Raw genomic sequence first — 19,061 nt, 5'->3', positions numbered from 1 at the left:
AGAGACAAGCGAGGTTCCGTGGAAAGATTCCAAGTCGTCGTCGCGGGCGCCGGCCCGGTCGGGTCTGTCGCCGCCTATCGACTGGCCCAGCTGGGCATCAATGTACTGCTGCTCGAGTCCGGGTCACGCTGCGCCGAGGACCTGCGCGCCTCGACCATGCACCCGCCGACCCTGGACATGATGAAGGAGCTGGGCGTGCTGGACGCGCTTGAGGCTCAAGGGCTGCGGGCGCCGATCTATCACTATCGCAACCGCTCGACGGGCGAGGTGATGGCCTTCGACATGGGCGAGCTGGCCGATGTCAGCGCCCATCCGTACCGGCTGCAGTGCGAGCAATTCAAGCTGGCCCGCCTGATGACCGGCCTGGTGGCCGATCACCCCAACGGCGAGGTGCGCTTTTCCCACCGGCTGGCGCACTTCGTCCAGGACGACAAGGGCGTGACGATCTCGATCGAGGCGCCGTTCGGCATCGAGCAGGTCAAGGCCGACTATCTGATCGGGGCCGACGGCGCCAATTCGATCGTCCGCAAGTGGCTGGACGTCGAGTTCGACGGCTTCACCTACCCTGAGAAGTTCCTGACCCTGTCCACCGACTGGCCGCTGGAGGATCACTTCGACCAGCTGGCCAACGTCAACTACGTGGCCGACCCGAAAGAGTGGTGCGTGCTGCTGCGCGTACCGTCGCTGTGGCGGATCCTGGTGCCGGCCAATGGCGACGAGAGCGATGAGAGCCTGCTGTCGGACGAGAAGAAGGCCTCGGTCTTCAACGGCCTGATCGGCGACGGCGAGGCGGTCAAGACCGTCCACCGCACGCTCTACAAGGTCCACCAGCGCGTGGCCAAGACCTACCATGTCGGCCGGGTGCTGCTGGCCGGCGACGCGGCCCATCTGAACAATCCGCTGGGCGGCTTCGGGATGAACTCGGGCATCCACGATGTCTGGAACCTGACCGAGAAGCTGGCCGAGATCATCCTCAACGACGGCGACGCCGACGCCCTGCTCAGCCGCTACGACCGCCAGCGGCGGGCGGTGATGCACGGCTTCATCCAGACCCAGACCATCGCCAACAAGGCGGCGCTCGAGGCCGGTTCGGCCCAGGCCTACGCCGACCGTGAGGCCAAGATGCGCGGCATACTGGCCAACCCCGAGGCGCGCCGCGACTACCTGCTGGTGCAGTCGATGTACAAGACCCTCGAGCTCGAGGCCGCCACCGCCTGAAGGGGCTCACGCCATGATCCAGTTCCACACCGTCCAGACCGCCAACGGCCAGAAGGCGCGCATCGTGCTGGAGGAGACGGGCCTGCCGTATCGCGCCCAGCTCGTCGACCTTTTGAAGGGCGAGCACAAGCAGCCGCCCTACAAGGCGCTGAGCCCGTTCGGCAAGGCCCCGGCCATCGTCGATCAGGAAGGCCCGGGCGGCGAGGAGATCGTGGTCTCCGAGACCCTGGCCATCGCCTGGTACCTGGCCGACAAGGCCGGCGGTGAGCTGCTGCCCAAGGGCGCGGCCGAGACCGCCGAGTTCATGATGTGGGCCTCGGCGGTGTCGTCCTCGGTGGCCGGCGCCTTCACCAACCAGTTCGTCGCCAACTTCCTGGCGCCCGAAAAGACCCCCTGGGTCATCGAGCGCGCCATCGCCGACTGCCATGAGCAGCTGGCGGCGTTCGACGCGCGGCTGGCCGATCGCGACTACATGCTAGGCGGCCGCTTCACGATCCTGGACGCCCTGTTCTTCCCCGTGGTGGGCAATTCGGCCAAGCGGCTGGAAGGCGGGCTGACGCCGTACCCGAACCTCGCGCGCTACGCGGCCTTCATCGGCGCGCGGGCAGGCGTGCAGCGGGGGATGTCGGTCGAGTACTAATCCGCACCAAAGCTGTCATCCCCCGACTTGGTCGTGGGACCCAAGCGGTGTTTCCGGTGGCCTATCGATAGCTCGGCTTGGGTTCCCCGCATAAAGCGGGGGATGACGGCCTAAGGGATTTCACCAGGGCTGCTCGACGCCCTGCAGGTCGATGAACTTGCCGCTCTGTTCCAGGCCCAGCCCCGCGATCACGGTCTGCTGACCCGCCACGCTGTCCTCGACCGACCAGGGCGCGTCGTCGCCGCCCAGCGCGGTGCGGGTCCAGCCCGGAGCCAGCGCGATCACCGTGACGCCGTCCGGCTTCAACTCCACGCTCAGACCCTTGGCCAGCATGTTCAGGGCCGCCTTCGAGGTGCGGTAGGCGTGCGAGCCGCCAAAGCCGTTGGCGGCGATCGAGCCCAGGCCGCTGGACATCATCACCACGACCTTGCGATCGCTGGCCTTGACGTTGTCGATCAGCGCCGCCGTGATCCGGAACGGTGAGACGACGTTGGTGGTCAGGATGTCCTGCCAGATGTCGTAGTCCATGCCGGTCAGGGTCTGGTGGGCCATGCCGTCGGGCAGGGGGATTGGGCCGTACGTGCCGGCGTTGTTGATCAGCACGTCGATGGCCACGCCCTTCAAGCGCTCGGCCATGGCGGCGACCGAGGTCGGGTCGTTCACCGACAGCGCCTCGATCCGGACCTTGCCGGGATGGGCCGCGGCGATCGCCTGCAGATCAGCGGCCGAAGCCGGGTCGCGGCAGGTCGCGATGACCTCAACGCCCGCCGCCGCGTACTGGCGCGCGTGTTCGAGGCCGATGCCCCGGTTGGCGCCGGTGATCAGAACCGTGGTCATGTCGCAGAACTCCTCCAGGATTTCCGCTGAGTTGGCGCCGTCGCGCGGCGGTCGGCGCATGCGCCGCGATCTTCGCCGCTCTGCGGATAGACGCCTTGGGACGCGGGGAGCGGCGCGCGGCAGTCGCTAGGACGGACGCCTAGTCTTCCCGATAGCGAGGCGTCGTGAGCGCGATCCGCAAGGCCTATGCCGACACCGCCGCCGGCCAGATCCACCTGCGCCGCGTGGACGGACCCGGCGATCCCGTCATCCTGCTGCACCGCACGCCGGTCAGCTCGGCCAGTTTCGACGGGGTGCTGCAACGCCTCGCCGGCCGCCGGGCGGCGATCGCCTTGGACACGCCGGGCTTTGGCCAGTCGTTCAAGCCCAAAGCGCGGCCCTCGACCGTCGACTACGGCGCCTGGCTGCTGAAAGCGATCGACGCGCTGGGCGTCGAGCGTTTTCACCTTGTCGGCCACCATACCGGCACGCACCTGGCCGGCGAAATCGCCGTCGCCGCGCCCGAGCGCGTGCGGTCCCTGCTGCTGAACGGCGTGCTGTTCGCCAGGGCGGAAGAGCGCGAGATGTTCCGCACCCAGGTCGGCTCGGCCGCGCCGATCGACTCGGCCGGCGCCTATCTGATCCAGTCCTGGGGCTTGATGAAGACCATGTTCCCCGGCTTCCGGGCCGATCTGGTGCAGACCGAGTTCCTGGGCGCGATCGGCGCGCCGGAGGGCCGAAACCAGGCCTTCGGCGCGATCTTTGACCAGGATTTCCCGGCGGTGTTCGAGCGCGTAACCTGTCCGGTGACGGTTCTGCAGGCGGTCGACGATCCGCTGGCCAGTTTCGCCAGCCGCATCCGCAGGGCCCGGCCCGGGATCGTCGTCACCCCCCAAGGCAAGACCGGCGTCGCCGCGCCCGAGCTGGAACCCGAGATCTTCGCCGAAACCGTGCTGGCCTTCGCGGCCGGCGTTGAAGCCACGCCTCCCAATACGCCCCTTCAGTGGACCCCGCCCATGACCGATCGCCGCTTCTCCCTCGTCCGCGCCGCCCAAGGCTTCGAGCTGGCCGAGTCCATCGTCCCGGTTCCGACGCCCGGTCCGGGCGAGGTGCTGGTGCGCGTGCGGGCCGTGGCCCTCAATCGCCGCGACGTGATGATCCGCCAGGGCTGGTATCCGGTGGGCGAGGCCGACGGCTTCACCCCGCTGTCGGACGCCGCCGGCGAGATCGCGGCGGTCGGTGAGGGCGTGACCGACTTCAAGGTCGGCGACCGCGTGGCCTCGACCTTCTTCCAGGCCTGGGCCGGCGGCCGGCCTGACCTGAGCGCCTTGATGTCGTCGCTCGGCGCGGGCGGACGGGGCGTCCTGGCGCAGCACGTGGTGCTGTCGGCCGGTGGCGTGACCCTGATCCCCGACGACCTGGACTTCGAGGCCGCCGCCACCCTGACCTGCTCGGGCGTCACCGCCTGGGCGGCGCTCGTGACCCATGGCGGTCTGCAGGCCGGCGACTGGGTGCTGACCCTGGGCACCGGCGGGGTGTCGCTGTATGCGCTGCAGATCGCCGTGGCGGCGGGCGCCAAGGTCGCGATCATCAGCTCCAGCGACGACAAGCTGGCCATCGCCAAGACGATGGGCGCGGCCGTCACGGTCAATTACGAGACGACGCCCGATTGGGAGAAGGCCATCCTGGACGCCACCGGCGGCGTGCAACATGCCGTCGAGCTGGGCGGGGCCGGGACCCTGGCCAAGTCGCAGGCTTGCCTGGCGCCTGGCGGTCACCTGGCCCTGATCGGCGCCCTGGACGGTTTCGGCGGCGACATCTCGGGCGCGGGCCTGGTGATGGGCGCTCAGCGCGTCTCGGCCCTGGCCGTCGGTTCGCGCGCCGACCAACTAGCGCTGAGCGCTTTCGTCGCCGAGCATGGGATCAAGCCGGTGATCGACAGCGTGTTCAGCCTCGACCAGATCGAGGCCGCCTATGCGCGGGCCGGCGACGGCGGGTTCGGCAAGGTGGTGGTGAAGTTGTAGGACGGCCCACGCCCGACGCCCCCTCCGTCACGATGCGTATTCGCATCGCGCCACCTCCCCCGTTGCACGGGTGAGGAGGAATGCCGCTGATCTCCTCCCATGCGAAGCGGGGGAGGTGGCGCGGCGCCGATAGGCGACGTGACGGAGGGGGCGTCAGCGGCGTTTGCCGCTAGGCCTCCACCACCTCGATCAGCACCCCATCCGGCCCCCGCAAGGTCCCAGCGCGCTTGCTGCCATAGACCGGGCCTTTGCGCACCGCCGGCGGAACGATCCAGTCGCCGCTGATCGTATCGAACCCCGGGTGCTTGATCGTCGTCATCGCGATCCCCGGCGGCAGGGCGTCCGCGTGGCCCGGACGAGGCGTGGCCTCGGCGGGATACTGGTCAAACTCCAGGAAGACGTCCTTTTCCCAGGTCGCCGTCGCCAGAGTGTGGCGGGCGTCTGCCGCAAGCCCGAAGGCGTCGTTGATCATGTTGTAGATGATCGTCATCGGCGCGCCCACGTCGAGGCTGAAGGTCGCCTTGAACCAGTCGGCGCTGGCGTTCATGTCGCTGCAGGCCAGCACCAGGATGAACAGCTTGTCGATGAACGCGCCCGGATGCGGCAGGCCGTTCCCGGGCGAGACGATCTCGGTCAGGTAGACGATCTCGCCGTCGGGGCCCTTGACCTGCATCGGGTGGATCGTGGGCAGGCCGTCGATGCGCTTGGGGGGACCGATGATCTCGAACGGCGAGGCTTTCATCCGTTCGTTCACGCCCAGGACGTCCTGGTTGCAGATCTCCAGCGCCGCCCAGCCATAGGTGAGCAGCGGCCGGTACTCTGGCACCGCGTCGCCCTCGACGAAGCGGATGAAGACGTCGGCGCCGCTGGCCGGCTGGATGGTCACGGCGTGACGACCGGCGCTGGCGGGCGTTCCCCAGCTGGCGGCGAGGTCGGACGAGACCGGGCCGCGCTCGACGACGCTGTAGTCCATCCATTCGACATAGCGGGCGGCGGCGGCCTCCGCGTCGGGCGTGACCAGAGTGGCGGCGCGCAGAAGGTTCATCGATGTCTCTCGAAATTGGAGGGAAGGGCGCGTCAGTCGCGCAGTTCGACGGCCACGTCCTCGGACGCCACGTCGCCCTGGGCCTGGGCGGCCTCGGCTTCCTGCTGAACGATGCGCAGCACGCGCGCGAGATATTCCTGGCTCCACAGGGCGCGCTCGGCGGCCTCGTCCGGCGTCGGCGCGAAGGCGTCGATGGCCTCGCGGCTCAGCGCGCCTTGCGCCGTCAGCAGCCGCTCGACGGTGTCGAGGCGCTGGCGGGTGACGGCCAGTTCCTGGACGACAGCCATGGTGATGGCCAGGACGCGCTCGACCTGCGGCTCGAGGAAATAGGGACGCTTGCCGGCCGGCTTGGCCGACGCCTGGGCCAGGGCTTGTTCGATACTCATGCGGTCTTGCGGGCTCCGATCACGCGCCAGGCGGCCTTGCGCCCGTAGTCCTCGCTGTCGTCGTCGGCGGCGTCGGGGAAGACCTCGCGGTCGACCACGGCGGTGACGCCGTCATGGATCAGGCTGTCGGCCGGGAAGCCGGCTTCGGCCATGCGAGCGTCGAGGTCGATCTCGTGCAGCGTGCTCCAGAACGGCTCGTTGTTGTAGAAGGCGTCCCAGTCGCGCAGGGCCTGTTCGAACAGCGGCATGGCCGGCGTGTATTGCGGCTGCTCGACGTGCAGCACCACGCCGCCGGGCGCCAGCACGCGGCGGCTCTCGCGGAAGATGGCGTTCATCGAGGTCAGCGACAGCTCGTGCAGGAACATGGTGGTCTGCACCCAGTCGAAGCTGTCGTCGGCGAAGCGCGACAGGTCCGCGCCGTCGGCTTGGACGAAGCGGGTGTTGGTCACGCCCAGCGAAGCGGCCCGCGCCGCCGCGTAGCGCAGCATCGGCGCGCCGACGTCGATGGCGACGACCTCGGCGTCCGGGAAGGCCTGGGCGATCGGCAGGACGCTGTGGCCGACCGTGGCGCCGATATCGAGAATCCGCTTGGGCTGAAAGCCAGGCAGGTTGCGCTTGACCCAGCGCACAACGGCATGGCCGCCGCCGTCGGAATAGCGGCCCAGCATGCCGCCGGTGGTGGCGAAGCCGCCGTGGTCATAGTTGGCGCCGCCCGAGACGTCGCCGGGGAACAGCTCCTTGTGGTAGCTGCCCGGCATGCAATGGTGGTCCACCGCCGAGACGTAGCGCGGCACGGCGAGCTTTGGGTCCAGCTCCAGTTGGCCGGAGGTGTCGTTGAAGGCGGCGGCCTTGTCGGCCAGTTGCTCGGCCTGGCGGATGGTGGTCCAGCGGCCGGCCTGCTGGCGCTGCTCCATGGTCAGGCGGCGCAGGGCCGACCAGGTCTGGAACATCGGATCGTCCAGCAGGGCCTTGCGAACCTCGTGGCGGTTGGCGGGGAGGCGGCCCTTGTCGGCGACGAAGGCCGGCTCGACGCGGGTTTCGTAGGCGGTCTTCACCGCCGGGATGACCCGCGCGCCCAGGTGGCGGTTCATCTGGGCCAGCCAGTTCAGGCGCTCGACCTCGTCGTGCGACATCTGCGGGAAGAGATCGTGGCGGCCGACCAGGCGGTAGTCGGGCGGGCCGTCATAGATCTGGGCGGGACCCTGGTTGGGTCGGGGGCTGGATCCGGTCATGGCCTTCTCCGGTAAGGACTAACGGCCAGCATGGACCCCGCCGCCCGGAGCGTGGTCCGTCGCGCGCCGAAAATCCGCCTGTCAGGCGCCGGGGACGGTCGCGCCTTCGCCGGCCGCGGCCTCGATCCGGTCGGCCTCGACCTCCGCCGTGGCGGCGTAGCGATAGCGGCCCAGCGGCAAAAGGACCGCGCCGCCCAGGATCAGCAGGCCCGCCGAGACCGCCAGCGACAGGGCGTAGCCGCCCGTCCGATCGAAGTCGGCTCCGAAGGCGACGGGGCCCAGACCCGAGCCGGCCGCATAGGCGATGTAGAGGCAGCCATACAGGGTCGAATAGCTGCGGGGTCCGAAATAGCGGGCGATCAGGAAGGCCAGCAGGTCGAACTCCATGCCGGCCGCGGCCCCGATGAGGCTGATGGCCAGCAGGGCCGCGCCATGGCTGACCGTGGGCTGGCCCAGGATCAGGCAGGCGATGGCCGGCAGGCAAAGCAGGCCCAGCGCCACGCCCGGCGCCCAGAAGCGGTCGACTAACCAGCCTCCGGCCACGCGTCCGACGATCACCGACAGGCCGATGGCCGGCACCAGTCCGCCGATCTCGGCGCGAGTGAAGCCCTTCAGCTTCAGCAGGTTCTCCATGTTGGGCAGCGGCCCGGCGATGGCGAACGAGAACAGCAGGAAGCCGCCGCCGATCAGCCAGAAACGATGGTCGCGCAGGGCCTGGGGCAAGGTCGAGCCTGGCAGGTTGACCGGCGCGGCGGTCCTGTCGGCCTTGGCGCCGGGGTCGCGGAAGGCCAGCAGCGCCACGGGCAGGGCGATCAGCAGCGGCAGCAGGCCCGTGGCGACATAGGCCGCGCGCCAGCCGTGATCGGCGATGATCCAGGTCAGGAACGGCTTGATGCCGAAGCCGAACAGACCCGTGCCCATCAGGGCGATGCCCAGGGCGAAGCCCTTGTTGGCCTCGAAGCCGTTGTTGATGGCGCGGGTCCAGGTGGTGGGCAGGGTGCCGGTGCCGAATACGGCCATCAGCGCCCAGTTGGCGTAGTAGAGCGGCAGCGAGCCGTTGGTCAGCGAAAAGGCCATGAAGGCCAGGGCGAACAGCACCACCGATACCAGGGCCACGCGCCGCACGCCGATCTTGTCGCCCAGCCAGCCGACCAGCGGTCCAGCCACGATCACCCCGGCCGTCGAGACCGGCAGGCCAAGCATGATCGCCCCGAAGCTCCAGCCGAACGCCTGGTGCAGTTCGGGCGCCAGCATGCCGATGGTGTAGAAGGGCAGGGGCGACAGCCCAAGGCCGACGCCCAACATGACGCTGAGCAGCAGCGGCCAGCCTTTTCGAAATTCGGATACTTCTCGCATGCCGTTTGCCCCGCCCGGCGTCACTCACTAGGCACAGCGTTTTCGCGGCTCTGTAATCGCCGCAACCGGAATAATCGGAGCCCTCGCCGTGCGATCAGAAATCCGCCCCGGAGCCGCCCTGGAGGGGGTGCGCGTGCTCGATCTGTCGCGGGTGCTGGCCGGTCCGTGGGCGACACAGCTGCTGGCCGACCTGGGCGCCGAGGTCATCAAGATCGAGCGACCGGGCGCCGGCGACGACACCCGCGCCTGGGGTCCTCCCTTCGTCACCACCAACGACGGCGAGCCAGGCGACGCGGCCTATTTCCTGTGCGCCAACCGTAACAAGCGCTCGGCCGCCATCGACATCGCCGATCCGCGTGGAGCCGCTCTGATCCGCGAGATCGCCCTGACGGCCGACGTCTTGGTCGAGAACTTCAAGCTCGGGGGCCTGGCCAAGTACGGCCTCGACTATGCCAGCCTGGCGGCGATCAATCCCCGGCTGGTCTATTGCTCGATCACCGGCTTTGGCCAGACGGGGCCCTACGCCCCTCGGGCCGGCTACGACTACATGATCCAGGCCATGGGCGGGCTGATGTCGATCACCGGCCAGCCGGACGGCGAGCCCGGCGCCGAGCCGATGAAGGTGGGCGTGGCGGTGACTGACCTCTTCACCGGCCTCTACGCCTCCAACGCCATCCTGGCGGCGCTGCTGCACGCCCGCGCGACCGGCGAGGGCCAGCATCTGGACATCGCCCTGTTCGATGTCCAGGCGGCCATGCTGGCCAACCAGGCCAGCAACTGGTTTGTCAGCGGCCAGGCGCCGGGGCGGCTGGGCAACGCCCATCCCAATCTCGCTCCGTACCAGGTGTTCGCCACGGCCGACGGCGCGGCGGTGCTGGCGGTGGGCAATGACGGCCAGTTCCGCACCTGGGCCAAGGCGGCCGACGCGCCGGAGCTGGGCGCGGATCCGCGTTTCGTCACCAATGCCCTGCGGGTGGCCAACCGCGCCGCCCTGATCCAGGCCATGGCTCCGATCTTCGCGGGCAAGACCACCGGCGAGTGGATCGCCATTCTCGAAGCCGGCGGGGTGCCGTGCGGCCCGATCAACACGATCGACCAGGTGTTCGAGGAACCGCAGGCCAAGGCGCGCGGCCTCGTGGTCGAGCAGACCCGCGACGACATCGCCGGACCCGTCCGCACCGTGGCCTCGCCGATCCGCGCCTCGCGCACGCCGGTGGTCGACCGCCTGCCGCCGCCCAGGCTGGGCGCCCACACCGACGAGGTGCTGGCCGGCCTGCTGGGCAAGGACGCCGACGAGATCGCGGCGCTGAAGCGCGACGGGGTGATCTGACGCCTATCCGCGAGGCGAGACTTTCGCGCGCGAGGCCTTCAGCGGGGCGCGGACCCAGGCATCAAGGAGCCTCGATTTCGAGGTGACCATGCTGCTTCCCGCCCTGACGCTGCTGCACGTGTTGATGTTCGTCTACTGGCTGGGCGGGGATCTGGGAGCCTTCTATGTCTCGCGCTACGTGGTTGATACGAAGCGCTCGACGGCCGAGCGGACCCTGGCGCTGAAGGTGTTGGGCGATGTCGACATGGCCCCGCGCACCTGCCTGATCCTCGCCCTGCCTACCGGCCTGACCCTGGCCAAGCTGAAAAGCTGGTGGGACATCCCACCCGAGGCCGTGGGCGCGGTCTGGGTGCTGTGCCTGTTCTGGCTGGTGATGGCCTGGAGCATTCACATTCATCACAGCCCGCCTGGCGCCGGCGTGCGCCGCATCGATCTTTTCATCCGCTGGCTGGTGCTGGTCGCCCTGATCGGCTTCGGCGTGGCGGGCCTTGCGGGCCTGACCAAGGCCCCGCTGTTCATCTCGATCAAGTTCCTGCTGCTGGCGACAGCCGTCGCTTCGGGCCTCCTGATCCGCAAGCAACTGGCCCCGCTGGGCCCGCCGCTGCAGACCATGCTGACCACCGGCCCGACGCCGGAGACCGACGCCGCCATCGCGGCCGTGCTGGCCGGCACGCGTCCGGTGGTGCTGTTCCTGTGGGGGCTGCTGTTGGTCGCCGCCTTCCTCGGCCTTTGGACTCCCGTCTAGGACCTCGCCATGACTCTGCGCTTCGAACCCACCATGGTCCGCGAGGACAAGACCGCCCGCCAGCTCTATGAGGCCGTAAAGGCCAATCCGGCCCGGGCGCGCTTCGGCTTCGGCAGCCGTGCGGCGGTGGTCAATATCGACTTCCAGCAGGCCTATACGCGGCCCGACCTGTTCCCCAGGAGCGCCTACGTCACCGATCCCGACCAGATCGCCCATGTGAACAGGCTCTCGGCTCTGGCCCGGTCAAAGGGCCTGCCGGTGATCTGGACGCGGGTGGCCTACAAGGCCGACGGCGGCGACGCCGGTGTCTGGGGCACGCGCACCGATACGCCCGACAGCCTGCAGAACATCAAGGTCGACAGCGAGCGCCACGCATTCGATCCCCGCGTCGAGATCGCCGAGGCGGTCGACCTGGTCTTCACCAAGCGGATGCCGTCGGCCTTCTTCGAGAGCCCGCTGCAGAGCTATCTGATCTGGCACAAGATCGACACGGTGATCCTCACCGGCGGCTCGACCAGCGGCTGCGTGCGCGCCACGGCGGTGGAGAGCCTGTCGCGTGGCTATCGCACGATCGTTCCGGAGGAGTGCGTGGCCGATAAGCACGAGAGCTACCACTTCGCCAACCTGACGGATTTGCAGCTGAAGTATGCGGACGTGGTGACGACGGATGAGGCGGCGGCCTGGTTCGAGGGGCTGTAGGCAACAAGATGCTCCCCCTTTGGGGGAGCTGTCGCGGAGCGACTGAGGGGGTCCTCAACTGAATATGCCGGAGAGGACCCCCTCCGACCCTTCGGGCCACCTCCCCCAAAGGGGGAGGATCTACGGATTGGCCGCTTCAGCGATCTCGCTCGCCGTCGCCGCCCAGACGCCCCGCGCCGTAAGCCCCGTCAGCAACCGCCGCAGCGCCGCGATCCTGAATGGCTGGCCGCTCACGTATGGCGTCAGCGTGAAGCCCAGCATCCGCCCGCCGAAACGCTCGACGTCGGTTCCCAGATAGGCGGCGGCCTCCAGAACCTGGTCGGCCCATTCCTCCTCGGTCTGGCGGCGGTCGATCATCAGCGAGCGGTCGTCCAGCTCGTTGGACAAGGGCAGGGCGGTGACTGTTCCCGCAGCCGTGCGCATGGCGACAGGGGTCTCGTCCTGCTCCCAGTCCAGGCACAGGTCGAAGCCGGCGGCGGCGATCAGGTCCAGGGTGGCGAAGGACTGCTGGCGGGCCGGGCTCAGCCAGGCGCGGGGCTTCAGGCCGGCTGCGTCGAACCGCTCGCGGACCTCAGCGACCCAGGCGGCCTCGGTCTCACGATCCAGGTCGCCGAAGTGGATGTGCTCGGTCGACAGGCCATAGGCGGCGATCTCGTGGCCGTCCTCAAGGATGGCGTCGACCAAGGGGCACAGGCGCACCAGCTGATCGGCGTTGATCGGGAAGGTGGCCTTCAGGCCTTCGGTCTTCAGCGCCTTGAGGACGCGATAGACGCCCACGCGATTGCCGTAGTCGCGGGTCGTGTAGTGGCGCAGGTCCGGATAGGGGGTGACCATCGCGCCGGGATGCTTGAACGGCTTGCCGGGCGGTGTCAGGCCGTGGTGCTCGATCGGTACGACGATCATCGCGGCGACGCCCGCGCCTTTTGGCCAGGCGATCGCCGCCCGATCCTGCGCGGGCCGCCAGCCATAGCGGTCCTGGTCCATGCCGTAGGACCGGTGCGGATAGGTCAGATAGTCCTCAGGCAGAGACATTGGAGAACCCCGTGCCCGGCGTGGAAAGACCGCGCGCGGCGACGTCGGCCACGGTCTGGTCCCAGTAGTTTTCGCGATAGTGGCCGGCGATCTCGCGGGCGGTGGTCAGCCAGACTTCGTCATGGCCGACGATGTGGCGCAGCGCCTCTTCGAACGGGCGGATACGATGCGGTTGGCTGACGAGGTAGGCGTGCAGCGGGATGCACATCACCGTTCCGCTGTCCTGACTCTCTTCCAGCAGCTGGTCGAAATGGCGCTTGAGGACATCGGCGTAACGCCATGGCGACATGGACAAGGCGCCATAGGTGATGACGTCGTTGACCTCGAGCGAATAGGGCATGGAAATCAGCTTGCCGGTCCTGGTCTTGATCGGCTGGGGCTGGTCGTCCTGGAAGAGGTCGCAGGTGTACCAGAAGTCGTTTTCGGCGATCAGGTCGAAGGTCCGCTCGGTGTGGGTCAGGGCCGGCGCCAGATAGCCGCGGATGCGTTGGCCGGTGGCGGCCTCGACCGAGCGGATCGAGTCCTCGATGACCGCGCGCTCTTGAGCCTCGGTCATGTTGTAGGAGAAGCGGGTGTTGTAGATGCCGTGGCTGAAGAACTCCCAGTCGCGGGCCACGCAGGCCTCGATGATCTCGGGATGGTGGTCGATCAGCCCGACCGACAACGAGATCGAGCCGCGCAGGCCGTACTTGTCCAACAGCTCCATCAGCCGCCAGTGGCCGACGCGGTTGCCCCAGTCGCGCTGCGAGTAGCCCACCACGTCCGGCGAGGGTTTCGGCCAGCCGGGCCGCGAGGGGTTCTTCGGCGGATCGAACTCGTAATATTCGATGTTGGGCGCGATCCAGAAGGCGAGCGTCTTGCCTTCCGGCCAGACGATCCTGGGCCGGTCGCGATAGGGCCAGTGGTCGTAGAGATTGGGATCGGCCTGCATGTCCGTCTCCGATCAGTGAGCTTCGTAGGTCGCGCCCGTGGCGATCAGGTCGTCCAGGCCGATGCGAGCGTTGACGCCGCCCATGTCGATCATCCGATCCGCGAACGGCTTGGTCGCGCCATGCTGCTTGAGGCTGGCGAGGAAGGCCTCGGCCTGGGGGATCAGGGCCCGCACCAGGGCGCCGGGCGAGATCACCAGTCGAAAGCCGATGCGGCCCAGCTCTTCGGCGTCCAGCAGAGGCGTCTTGCCGCCCTCGACCATGTTGGCCAGCAGCGGAACCTTGCCGGCGAAGGCCGTGGCGATGGCGGTCATCTCGGCGATCGAGCGCGGGGCCTCTACAAACAGCACGTCGGCGCCGGCTTCGACATAGGCGTGGGCGCGGTCGAGGGCGGCCTCGAAGCCCTCTACGCCGATGGCGTCGGTGCGGGCGATGATCAGGGTCTGGTCGCTGGCCCGGGCGTCTAGCGCCGCGCGAATCTTGCCGGCCATCTCGGCGGTCGGCACCAGCGACTTGTCCGACAGGTGCCCGCAGCGCTTGGGGAAGGTCTGGTCTTCCAGCTGGATGGCGCTTGCTCCCATCTTCTCGAAGATCCGCACGGTGCGCTGGGTGTTGACGGCGTTGCCGAAGCCCGTGTCGCCGTCGACGATCAGGGGCAGGTTCACCCGCTCGCGCACGCGGCCGACCACGTCGGCGACCTGATCGAACGACACCAGGCCGATATCGGGCCGGCCCAGCTGGGTGTAGGCGATGGAGGCACCCGACAGATAGATCGCCTCGAACCCGGCCTGCTCGATCAACAGGGCCGACAGGGCGTCAAAGGCGCCAGGAGCCAGCAGCGGCGTGTCTTGGGCCAGGCGGTCGCGCAGGGTCATGCGGCGTCTCCCTTGAGGCGGCGTTCGAGATGGGGGATCAGTCCGCCGTCGGCGATCATCGCCATCAGGTGGGTGGGGATCGGCGTCAGGGCGTACTGCCGATCCTGGGTCAGATTGTTGAGGCGTCCGGCGACCGGATCGAATTCGAGCCGATCGCCGTCCGTCACCTCGCCGGCCTGGGGAAACACTATGGCCGGCAAGCCGAGATTGATCGCATTGCGGTAGAAGATCCGCGCGAAAGAGGTGGCCAAGACCGCCGAGACGCCCAGCAGGCGCAGCGACACCGCCGCCTGCTCGCGTGACGAGCCGAGCCCGAAATTGGCGCCCGCCACGACGATGTCGCCGGGCTGGACGGTCTTGGAAAAGTCCGGGGCGATGGCCTCCAGGCAGTGGCTGGCCAGGTCCTGGGGCGACAGCTTCATCAGGTGGCCGGGGGCCAGCAGATCAGTGTCGATCGCGTCGCCAAACACGAAGGCGCGGGCCATTAGAGCGCTCCCGTCAGATAGGGGCGGGGATCGGCGATGCGGCCGGCCACGGCGGCGGCCGCGACGCTATAGGGCGAGCCCAGATAGACGTCGGCGCCGGCATGGCCCATCCGGCCCTTGAAGTTGCGGTTGGTCGACGAGATGCAGACCTCGCCCTCGGCCAGGATGCCGGCGCCCATGCCGGCGCAGGCCCCGCAGCCGGACGGCAGCAGGGTGGCGCCGGCGCCGAGCAGGATCTCCAGCACGCCCTCGCTGGCGGCCAGTTGGGTGGTGCGGCTGGAAGCCGGGGCGATCAGCAGGCGGGTACCCGCCGCAATCCGCCGGCCCTTCAGCACCTCGGCGGCCATGCGCAGGTCCTCGATCTTGGCTCCTACGCAGGCGCCGATATAGGCTTGGTTCACGCGGATGCCGGCGTAGTCGCCCACGGCCCGAGTGTTCTCCGGCGAGTGCGGGGCGGCGATCTGCGGAGCAAGGTCGCCGGCGTCGAAGCGGCGGATGTCGACGTAAGTCGCGTCGGGATCGGAGGCCAGAGCCAAGGCCGCCGCCTCGTCCTCGACCGGCGCGCCGCGCGCGGCGAGATAGGCGAAGGTGGTCGCATCGGGCGCCACGACGCCGGTCTCGGCTCCCAGCTCGGCGGCCATGTTGGCCAGCACCATCCGCTCGGGCATCGACAGGGCCTCGACCAGCGGGCCGGCGTATTCGACGGCCTTGAAGGCGTTGTCCATGCCCAGCTCGCGGCACAGCAACAGCATGACGTCCTTGGCCGTGACGCCAAGACCGAAGGCCCCGGTCCACTCGACGCGGATCGTCTCGGGTACGGCCAGCCAGGTCTCGCCGGTGGCGGCGATGGCGGCCATGTCGGTGGCGCCATAGCCTGCCGCATAGGCCCCGAAGGCCCCAGCCATCGGCGTGTGGCTGTCCCCTCCGGCGATGAAGGCGCCAGGCCGGATCAGGCCGTGCTCGGGCAAAACCAGGTGGCAGATGCCGACCATGTCGAAGAAGTACTTCACGCCGTAGTCGCGGGCGAAGTCGCGGGTGTCCTTCAGGATCGCCGCCGAATCCGCGTCGACCGCCGGCACGTAGTGGTCGGAGATGACGGCCACCTTGGACGGGTCCCACAGGCCCACGCCCAGACGTTCCAGCAGCGGCCGCCAGCGGCGCGGGCCCGAGCTGTCATGAGCGAAGGCCAGGTCGACCTCGGCGGTGATCAGGTCGCCGGCCCGCACGACGGGGAGACCCGCCGCTCTCGCCGCCACCTTTTCCACCAGGGTCCTGCCGCCCATCGCTAATCGCCTCCCGGTCAAATCTCGCGACGCCGGGGGTAGGCGCGGGGGCGGGGTCTAGAAAGGCGGAAGTTCAGATCAATTGCTGTGCGGTCATTTCCGCAGCCGAGGGCCAAGTCCATGAAGCACCAGACCATCCGGGGCCGCATCCTCTACACCTCGCGCAAGCCCGGTCGCGAACGGCAGGAACGCGGGCGCGAGACCTTCACGATGACCCGCCACAGCGACGGAAAGGTCACCATCCGCGCCCAGTGCGAGATCGAGGAGCCTGATCCTACGGTGCTTCGCGACGTGATCTATTCGCTGGACGAGAACGAACGGCCCATCGACTTCCTGGTCCGCCTGACGGTCGGCGACGTCTTCATGGGCTCGGGCTGGTTCCGCTTCACCGAGGACTTCATCGAATGCGAGAGCCACGGCCCGTCGATCGGCCGACTGTCGCAGAAGATGCCGACCAACGGTCATTACGACGGCTTCGGCACCCACCCGATCCAGGGCGACGCCTACATGACCCGCTGCATGGATCTTTCGAAGGGGCCGCACAAGCGCAAGCTCCGGGTGTTCCTGCCGTCGGTCGACCATCGCGGGGCCACGCCACCGCAGATCGTCGAGAGCGGCATCACCCTGGAATATGTCGGCGAGGAAGAGGCCACCACGGCCGCTGGGACCTTCGCCTGTCGCCACTTCCGCTTCCTGGGCGAGGACGGCGGCATGGTCAGCAAGGACGGCGAGCACCCGACCTACGACATGTGGGTCACGGCCGACGAGGACGCCCTGTTCGTCAAGGGCGGGGTCGGCGGCTACATGCAGACCTGGTACGAACTGGTGGAGTTGGAGCGCTAGCGGACCGGGAACACCGGGGGGCGTTTGGCGAGAAACGCGTCGCGCCCCTCGATGAAGTCCGGACCCTCGGTGGCCTCGGCGAACCAGTCGCGGGTGACGTTGGTGTCGGCGGCGACGCCGGCCAGGATCATCGCCACGGTCGCCTTGATCACCCGCACCGAGTGTTGCGAGGCCGCGGCGATCTGAGCGGCCTTGGCGAAGGCCTCGGCCTGGATGGTCTCTGGCGCGTGGACGGCGTCGAGCAGGCGCAGGCTCAGCGCCTCGTCCGCCGCCAGCAGCCGGCCGGTGAACAGGATGTCCTTGGCCGCCGAGGGGCCGACTGCGTCGACCAGGCGCTTGGTGTCTTCCAGACTGTAGGCAAGGCCGAGCTTGGCCGGCGTGATGGCCAGGCGCGCGGTCGAGGCCGCCAGCCGCAGGTCGCAGGCGAGCGCAATGGCCAGGCCCCCGCCCACGCAGGCGCCTTCGATCAGGGCCACAGTCGGCTTGGCCAGTTTGGCTAGAGCCGACACCCCGCCGGCGACGGCCGCGCCGTAGGCGGCGGCGGACTCGCGGGTGGCGTACACGGCCTCGAACTCGCTGATGTCCGCGCCGGCCGCGAAATGGCCTTCCGCGCCGCGCACCACCAGCACTTTGGCCGGTGATGCGGCGAATGCGGCGGCGACGTCGGGCAGGGCCAGCCACATCGCCAGGGTGACGGCGTTGCGCTTGGCCGGCCGGTTGATCAGCAGAACGGCACGGTCGCCCTCGATCGTCAGGCGCAGGCCGCCCTCGGCGAAGTCGGTCATCTGTAGGCCTCCGGAACCGGGGTCCCAGGCAGCGCCGATTCCAGTCGCGCCGCCAGCGCCTGGGCCTGGCCCTCATCAAGGGCGATCAGCTGCAGCGACAGCGGCAGGCCGTCCTGCGACAGGCCGGCGGGCAGGGCGAAGGCCGGCGCGCCCAGGACATTGCCCAACACCGTGAAGTCGGCCTGGTTGGCTGGCGTGTCCGCGCCGAAGGCGAAGGCCGTCTGAGGCGTGGTCGGGGTCAGCAGGCCGGCATGGTCCGACAGTTGGCGGCGCAGACGCTCGGCTCCGCGCTCCAGTTCATGATAGGCGCGCGCCAGCTTGGTGGAGGGCTGGTTGGTGCCCCAGACCAGCAGGCGGCGCAGCTCGTCTGAAAAACCCTCGGGCTTCAGGGCCAGGGCGCTGGCGTGCTCGACCGCCCCCTCGACCTCGCTGATCAGCAGGCCCTGGCGTCTCAGGACGCTCGGGTCGAGGTCGTCGAGCCGGACGGTGCGGGTCTCGATCCCGGCGTTCGAAAGCGTGGCCAGCGCCTGGTTGAAGCCGTCGACGACATTGACGTCAGTGGAGATCAGGTCATCGAAATCCAGGAACGATAGAGGTTTGTCGCTGAAACCTGATGCTTCGACCTTCACCCCGGCATACCGCGACACCAGGGTCGCGTCGGCCACCGAGCGGGCGTGGATGCCGACATGGTCCAAGGTCCAGGACAGGGCGATGACGCCCTCGGTCGAGATCGCGCCCAAGGCCGGCTTGTAGCCGACCACGCCGCAGTAGCTGGATGGCAGTCGCACGCTACCCATGGTGTCGGTGCCCAGGGCCGCAGCGCACAGGCCCGCCGCGACCGCCGCCGCGGACCCGCCCGACGAGCCGCCGGGCGTGAAGCCGGAGCGGTGCGGGTTCTGACAGCGCCCGAACCAGGGATTGTCGTTGGTCGCGCCCAGCGCGGCCTCGTGCATGTTCAGCGTGCCCAGGATCACCGCCCCGGCCTCGCGCAGGGCGGCGACGCAGGCGGCGTCTTCCACGGCCAGCTGGTGGCGATAGGCGCCGATGCCGGCACTCCAGGCCAGGCCCGCGACGGCGATGTTCGCCTTCACTGCGATCGGCGCGCCGTCCAGCGGCGACAGGGGTTCGCCCCTGGCCCAGCGTGCGGCGCTGGCGGCAGCCTCGCGGCGCGCGCCGTCGGCGTCCAGCTGGATGAAGGCGTTCAGCGCCGGATCATGGCGATCGATCCGCGCCAGATAGGTCTCGACCGTCTGGGTCGGCGTGACCCGACCTTCGGCATAGAGCGCCGAAAGGCCCGCGACGCCGGCCGCGACGATCGGATCGGAAAAGCCGGTCATC

19 protein-coding genes and 1 pseudogene are annotated in these 19,061 nt (G+C 68.9%); 8 read left to right on the top strand and 12 right to left on the bottom strand.

The features are described 5' to 3' along the window. The first annotated feature begins 18 nt into the window (after window positions 1-18). Complete coding sequence (locus AC1RUS_RS23030; protein WP_492918949.1) at window positions 19-1,218, top strand: FAD-dependent oxidoreductase; 1,200 nt, start codon at window positions 19-21, stop codon at window positions 1,216-1,218. A gap of 13 nt (window positions 1,219-1,231) precedes the next feature. Continuing rightward, window positions 1,232-1,858: a glutathione S-transferase family protein gene (locus AC1RUS_RS23025; protein WP_492918948.1), complete on the top strand. Its 627-nt coding sequence runs from the start codon at window positions 1,232-1,234 to the stop codon at window positions 1,856-1,858. Window positions 1,859-1,978: 120 nt separating this feature from the next. Here the strand turns inward: AC1RUS_RS23025 and AC1RUS_RS23020 are convergent, their stop codons facing one another. Next, window positions 1,979-2,755, bottom strand: coding sequence for an SDR family oxidoreductase (locus AC1RUS_RS23020; RefSeq protein ID WP_492918947.1), 777 nt, complete (start codon window positions 2,753-2,755; stop codon window positions 1,979-1,981). A 104-nt stretch (window positions 2,756-2,859) separates the two neighbouring features. Here AC1RUS_RS23020 and AC1RUS_RS23015 point away from each other — a divergent pair, with 104 nt between their 5' ends. Beyond that, the gene (locus AC1RUS_RS23015; RefSeq protein ID WP_492918946.1) at window positions 2,860-4,698 is read left to right on the top strand and encodes an alpha/beta fold hydrolase; all 1,839 of its coding nucleotides are present in this window, start codon (window positions 2,860-2,862) and stop codon (window positions 4,696-4,698) included. 16 nt (window positions 4,699-4,714) lie between these two features. Beyond that, window positions 4,715-4,831 (top strand): annotated as a pseudogene (locus tag AC1RUS_RS23010) (hypothetical protein); the annotation flags it as partial. A 36-nt stretch (window positions 4,832-4,867) separates the two neighbouring features. Here the strand turns inward: AC1RUS_RS23010 and AC1RUS_RS23005 are convergent. The 4 genes from AC1RUS_RS23005 to AC1RUS_RS22990 all read right to left on the bottom strand — a co-directional run bounded on the left by AC1RUS_RS23005 (window position 4,868) and on the right by AC1RUS_RS22990 (window position 8,717). Next, the gene (locus tag AC1RUS_RS23005; protein WP_492918945.1) at window positions 4,868-5,743 is read right to left on the bottom strand and encodes a hypothetical protein; all 876 of its coding nucleotides are present in this window, start codon (window positions 5,741-5,743) and stop codon (window positions 4,868-4,870) included. A gap of 32 nt (window positions 5,744-5,775) precedes the next feature. Next, entirely contained in the window at window positions 5,776-6,129 is a 354-nt protein-coding gene (locus tag AC1RUS_RS23000) for a hypothetical protein (protein ID WP_492918944.1), read from the bottom strand. Beyond that, entirely contained in the window at window positions 6,126-7,361 is a 1,236-nt protein-coding gene (locus AC1RUS_RS22995) for a class I SAM-dependent methyltransferase (protein ID WP_492918943.1), read from the bottom strand. Before AC1RUS_RS22995 ends, AC1RUS_RS23000 begins: the two co-directional genes overlap by 4 nt. Before the next feature lie 81 nt (window positions 7,362-7,442). Beyond that, window positions 7,443-8,717 (bottom strand): MFS transporter, encoded by a 1,275-nt coding sequence (locus AC1RUS_RS22990; RefSeq protein ID WP_492918942.1) that lies wholly within the window; start codon window positions 8,715-8,717, stop codon window positions 7,443-7,445. A gap of 88 nt (window positions 8,718-8,805) precedes the next feature. Between AC1RUS_RS22990 and AC1RUS_RS22985 the strand changes: the two genes are divergently transcribed. From AC1RUS_RS22985 to AC1RUS_RS22975, 3 genes are all read left to right on the top strand, one after another. Continuing rightward, window positions 8,806-10,047 (top strand): CaiB/BaiF CoA transferase family protein, encoded by a 1,242-nt coding sequence (locus tag AC1RUS_RS22985; protein ID WP_492918941.1) that lies wholly within the window; start codon window positions 8,806-8,808, stop codon window positions 10,045-10,047. 88 nt (window positions 10,048-10,135) lie between these two features. Continuing rightward, window positions 10,136-10,792, top strand: a complete 657-nt coding sequence (locus tag AC1RUS_RS22980; RefSeq protein WP_492918940.1) for a hypothetical protein — start codon at window positions 10,136-10,138, stop codon at window positions 10,790-10,792. Between the two features lie 9 nt (window positions 10,793-10,801). Then, a complete protein-coding gene (locus AC1RUS_RS22975; RefSeq protein WP_492918939.1) occupies window positions 10,802-11,491 on the top strand; it encodes an isochorismatase family protein in 690 nt (229 codons plus the stop codon). Between the two features lie 120 nt (window positions 11,492-11,611). Here the strand turns inward: AC1RUS_RS22975 and AC1RUS_RS22970 are convergent, their stop codons facing one another. From AC1RUS_RS22970 to AC1RUS_RS22950, 5 genes are read right to left on the bottom strand one after another with little or no spacing between them, the layout of a single operon-like run. Further along, on the bottom strand, window positions 11,612-12,523 hold the full coding sequence (locus AC1RUS_RS22970) for a polysaccharide deacetylase family protein (RefSeq protein WP_492918938.1): 912 nt from the start codon (window positions 12,521-12,523) through the stop codon (window positions 11,612-11,614). Continuing rightward, on the bottom strand, window positions 12,510-13,454 hold the full coding sequence (locus AC1RUS_RS22965; RefSeq protein ID WP_492918937.1) for a polysaccharide deacetylase family protein: 945 nt from the start codon (window positions 13,452-13,454) through the stop codon (window positions 12,510-12,512). The genes AC1RUS_RS22970 and AC1RUS_RS22965 overlap by 14 nt, the downstream gene beginning before the upstream one ends. A 12-nt stretch (window positions 13,455-13,466) precedes the next feature. Beyond that, the gene (locus AC1RUS_RS22960) at window positions 13,467-14,327 is read right to left on the bottom strand and encodes an isocitrate lyase/PEP mutase family protein (protein WP_492918936.1); all 861 of its coding nucleotides are present in this window, start codon (window positions 14,325-14,327) and stop codon (window positions 13,467-13,469) included. Further along, entirely contained in the window at window positions 14,324-14,812 is a 489-nt protein-coding gene (locus AC1RUS_RS22955) for a LeuD/DmdB family oxidoreductase small subunit (RefSeq protein ID WP_492918935.1), read from the bottom strand. Before AC1RUS_RS22955 ends, AC1RUS_RS22960 begins: the two co-directional genes overlap by 4 nt. Continuing rightward, window positions 14,812-16,095, bottom strand: a complete 1,284-nt coding sequence (locus tag AC1RUS_RS22950; RefSeq protein ID WP_492918934.1) for an aconitase/3-isopropylmalate dehydratase large subunit family protein — start codon at window positions 16,093-16,095, stop codon at window positions 14,812-14,814. The genes AC1RUS_RS22955 and AC1RUS_RS22950 overlap by 1 nt, the downstream gene beginning before the upstream one ends. A gap of 120 nt (window positions 16,096-16,215) precedes the next feature. On the opposite strand from AC1RUS_RS22950, the gene AC1RUS_RS22945 reads away from it, so the two are divergent. Beyond that, on the top strand, window positions 16,216-16,938 hold the full coding sequence (locus AC1RUS_RS22945) for a hypothetical protein (RefSeq protein WP_492918933.1): 723 nt from the start codon (window positions 16,216-16,218) through the stop codon (window positions 16,936-16,938). Here AC1RUS_RS22945 and AC1RUS_RS22940 read toward each other — a convergent pair. Then, window positions 16,935-17,723 (bottom strand): enoyl-CoA hydratase-related protein, encoded by a 789-nt coding sequence (locus AC1RUS_RS22940; protein ID WP_492918932.1) that lies wholly within the window; start codon window positions 17,721-17,723, stop codon window positions 16,935-16,937. The genes AC1RUS_RS22945 and AC1RUS_RS22940 overlap by 4 nt on opposite strands. Next, window positions 17,720-19,060, bottom strand: a complete 1,341-nt coding sequence (locus AC1RUS_RS22935; RefSeq protein WP_492918931.1) for an amidase — start codon at window positions 19,058-19,060, stop codon at window positions 17,720-17,722. Before AC1RUS_RS22935 ends, AC1RUS_RS22940 begins: the two co-directional genes overlap by 4 nt. Between the last annotated feature and the right edge of the window lies 1 nt (window position 19,061).

The organism is Caulobacter sp. GW821-FHT10F06, assembly GCF_058809215.1.
Note: the sequence above shows the minus strand (reverse complement) of the source record. Positions and strands in the feature narration are given on the sequence as shown.

Bases quoted from the DNA above. Each gene is read 5' to 3' on its own strand.
- AC1RUS_RS23025 (WP_492918948.1), top strand. From the start codon at position 1,232: ATGATCCAGTTCCACACCGTCCAGACCGCCAACGGCCAGAAGGCGCGC.
- AC1RUS_RS23020 (WP_492918947.1), bottom strand. From the start codon at position 2,755: ATGCGCCGACCGCCGCGCGACGGCGCCAACTCAGCGGAAATCCTGGAG.
- AC1RUS_RS23005 (WP_492918945.1), bottom strand. From the start codon at position 5,743: ATGAACCTTCTGCGCGCCGCCACTCTGGTCACGCCCGACGCGGAGGCC.
- AC1RUS_RS23000 (WP_492918944.1), bottom strand. From the start codon at position 6,129: ATGAGTATCGAACAAGCCCTGGCCCAGGCGTCGGCCAAGCCGGCCGGC.
- AC1RUS_RS22995 (WP_492918943.1), bottom strand. From the start codon at position 7,361: ATGACCGGATCCAGCCCCCGACCCAACCAGGGTCCCGCCCAGATCTAT.
- AC1RUS_RS22990 (WP_492918942.1), bottom strand. From the start codon at position 8,717: ATGCGAGAAGTATCCGAATTTCGAAAAGGCTGGCCGCTGCTGCTCAGC.
- AC1RUS_RS22980 (WP_492918940.1), top strand. From the start codon at position 10,136: ATGCTGCTTCCCGCCCTGACGCTGCTGCACGTGTTGATGTTCGTCTAC.
- AC1RUS_RS22975 (WP_492918939.1), top strand. From the start codon at position 10,802: ATGACTCTGCGCTTCGAACCCACCATGGTCCGCGAGGACAAGACCGCC.
- AC1RUS_RS22970 (WP_492918938.1), bottom strand. From the start codon at position 12,523: ATGTCTCTGCCTGAGGACTATCTGACCTATCCGCACCGGTCCTACGGC.
- AC1RUS_RS22965 (WP_492918937.1), bottom strand. From the start codon at position 13,454: ATGCAGGCCGATCCCAATCTCTACGACCACTGGCCCTATCGCGACCGG.
- AC1RUS_RS22960 (WP_492918936.1), bottom strand. From the start codon at position 14,327: ATGACCCTGCGCGACCGCCTGGCCCAAGACACGCCGCTGCTGGCTCCT.
- AC1RUS_RS22955 (WP_492918935.1), bottom strand. From the start codon at position 14,812: ATGGCCCGCGCCTTCGTGTTTGGCGACGCGATCGACACTGATCTGCTG.
- AC1RUS_RS22950 (WP_492918934.1), bottom strand. From the start codon at position 16,095: ATGGGCGGCAGGACCCTGGTGGAAAAGGTGGCGGCGAGAGCGGCGGGT.
- AC1RUS_RS22945 (WP_492918933.1), top strand. From the start codon at position 16,216: ATGAAGCACCAGACCATCCGGGGCCGCATCCTCTACACCTCGCGCAAG.
- AC1RUS_RS22940 (WP_492918932.1), bottom strand. From the start codon at position 17,723: ATGACCGACTTCGCCGAGGGCGGCCTGCGCCTGACGATCGAGGGCGAC.
- AC1RUS_RS22935 (WP_492918931.1), bottom strand. From the start codon at position 19,060: ATGACCGGCTTTTCCGATCCGATCGTCGCGGCCGGCGTCGCGGGCCTT.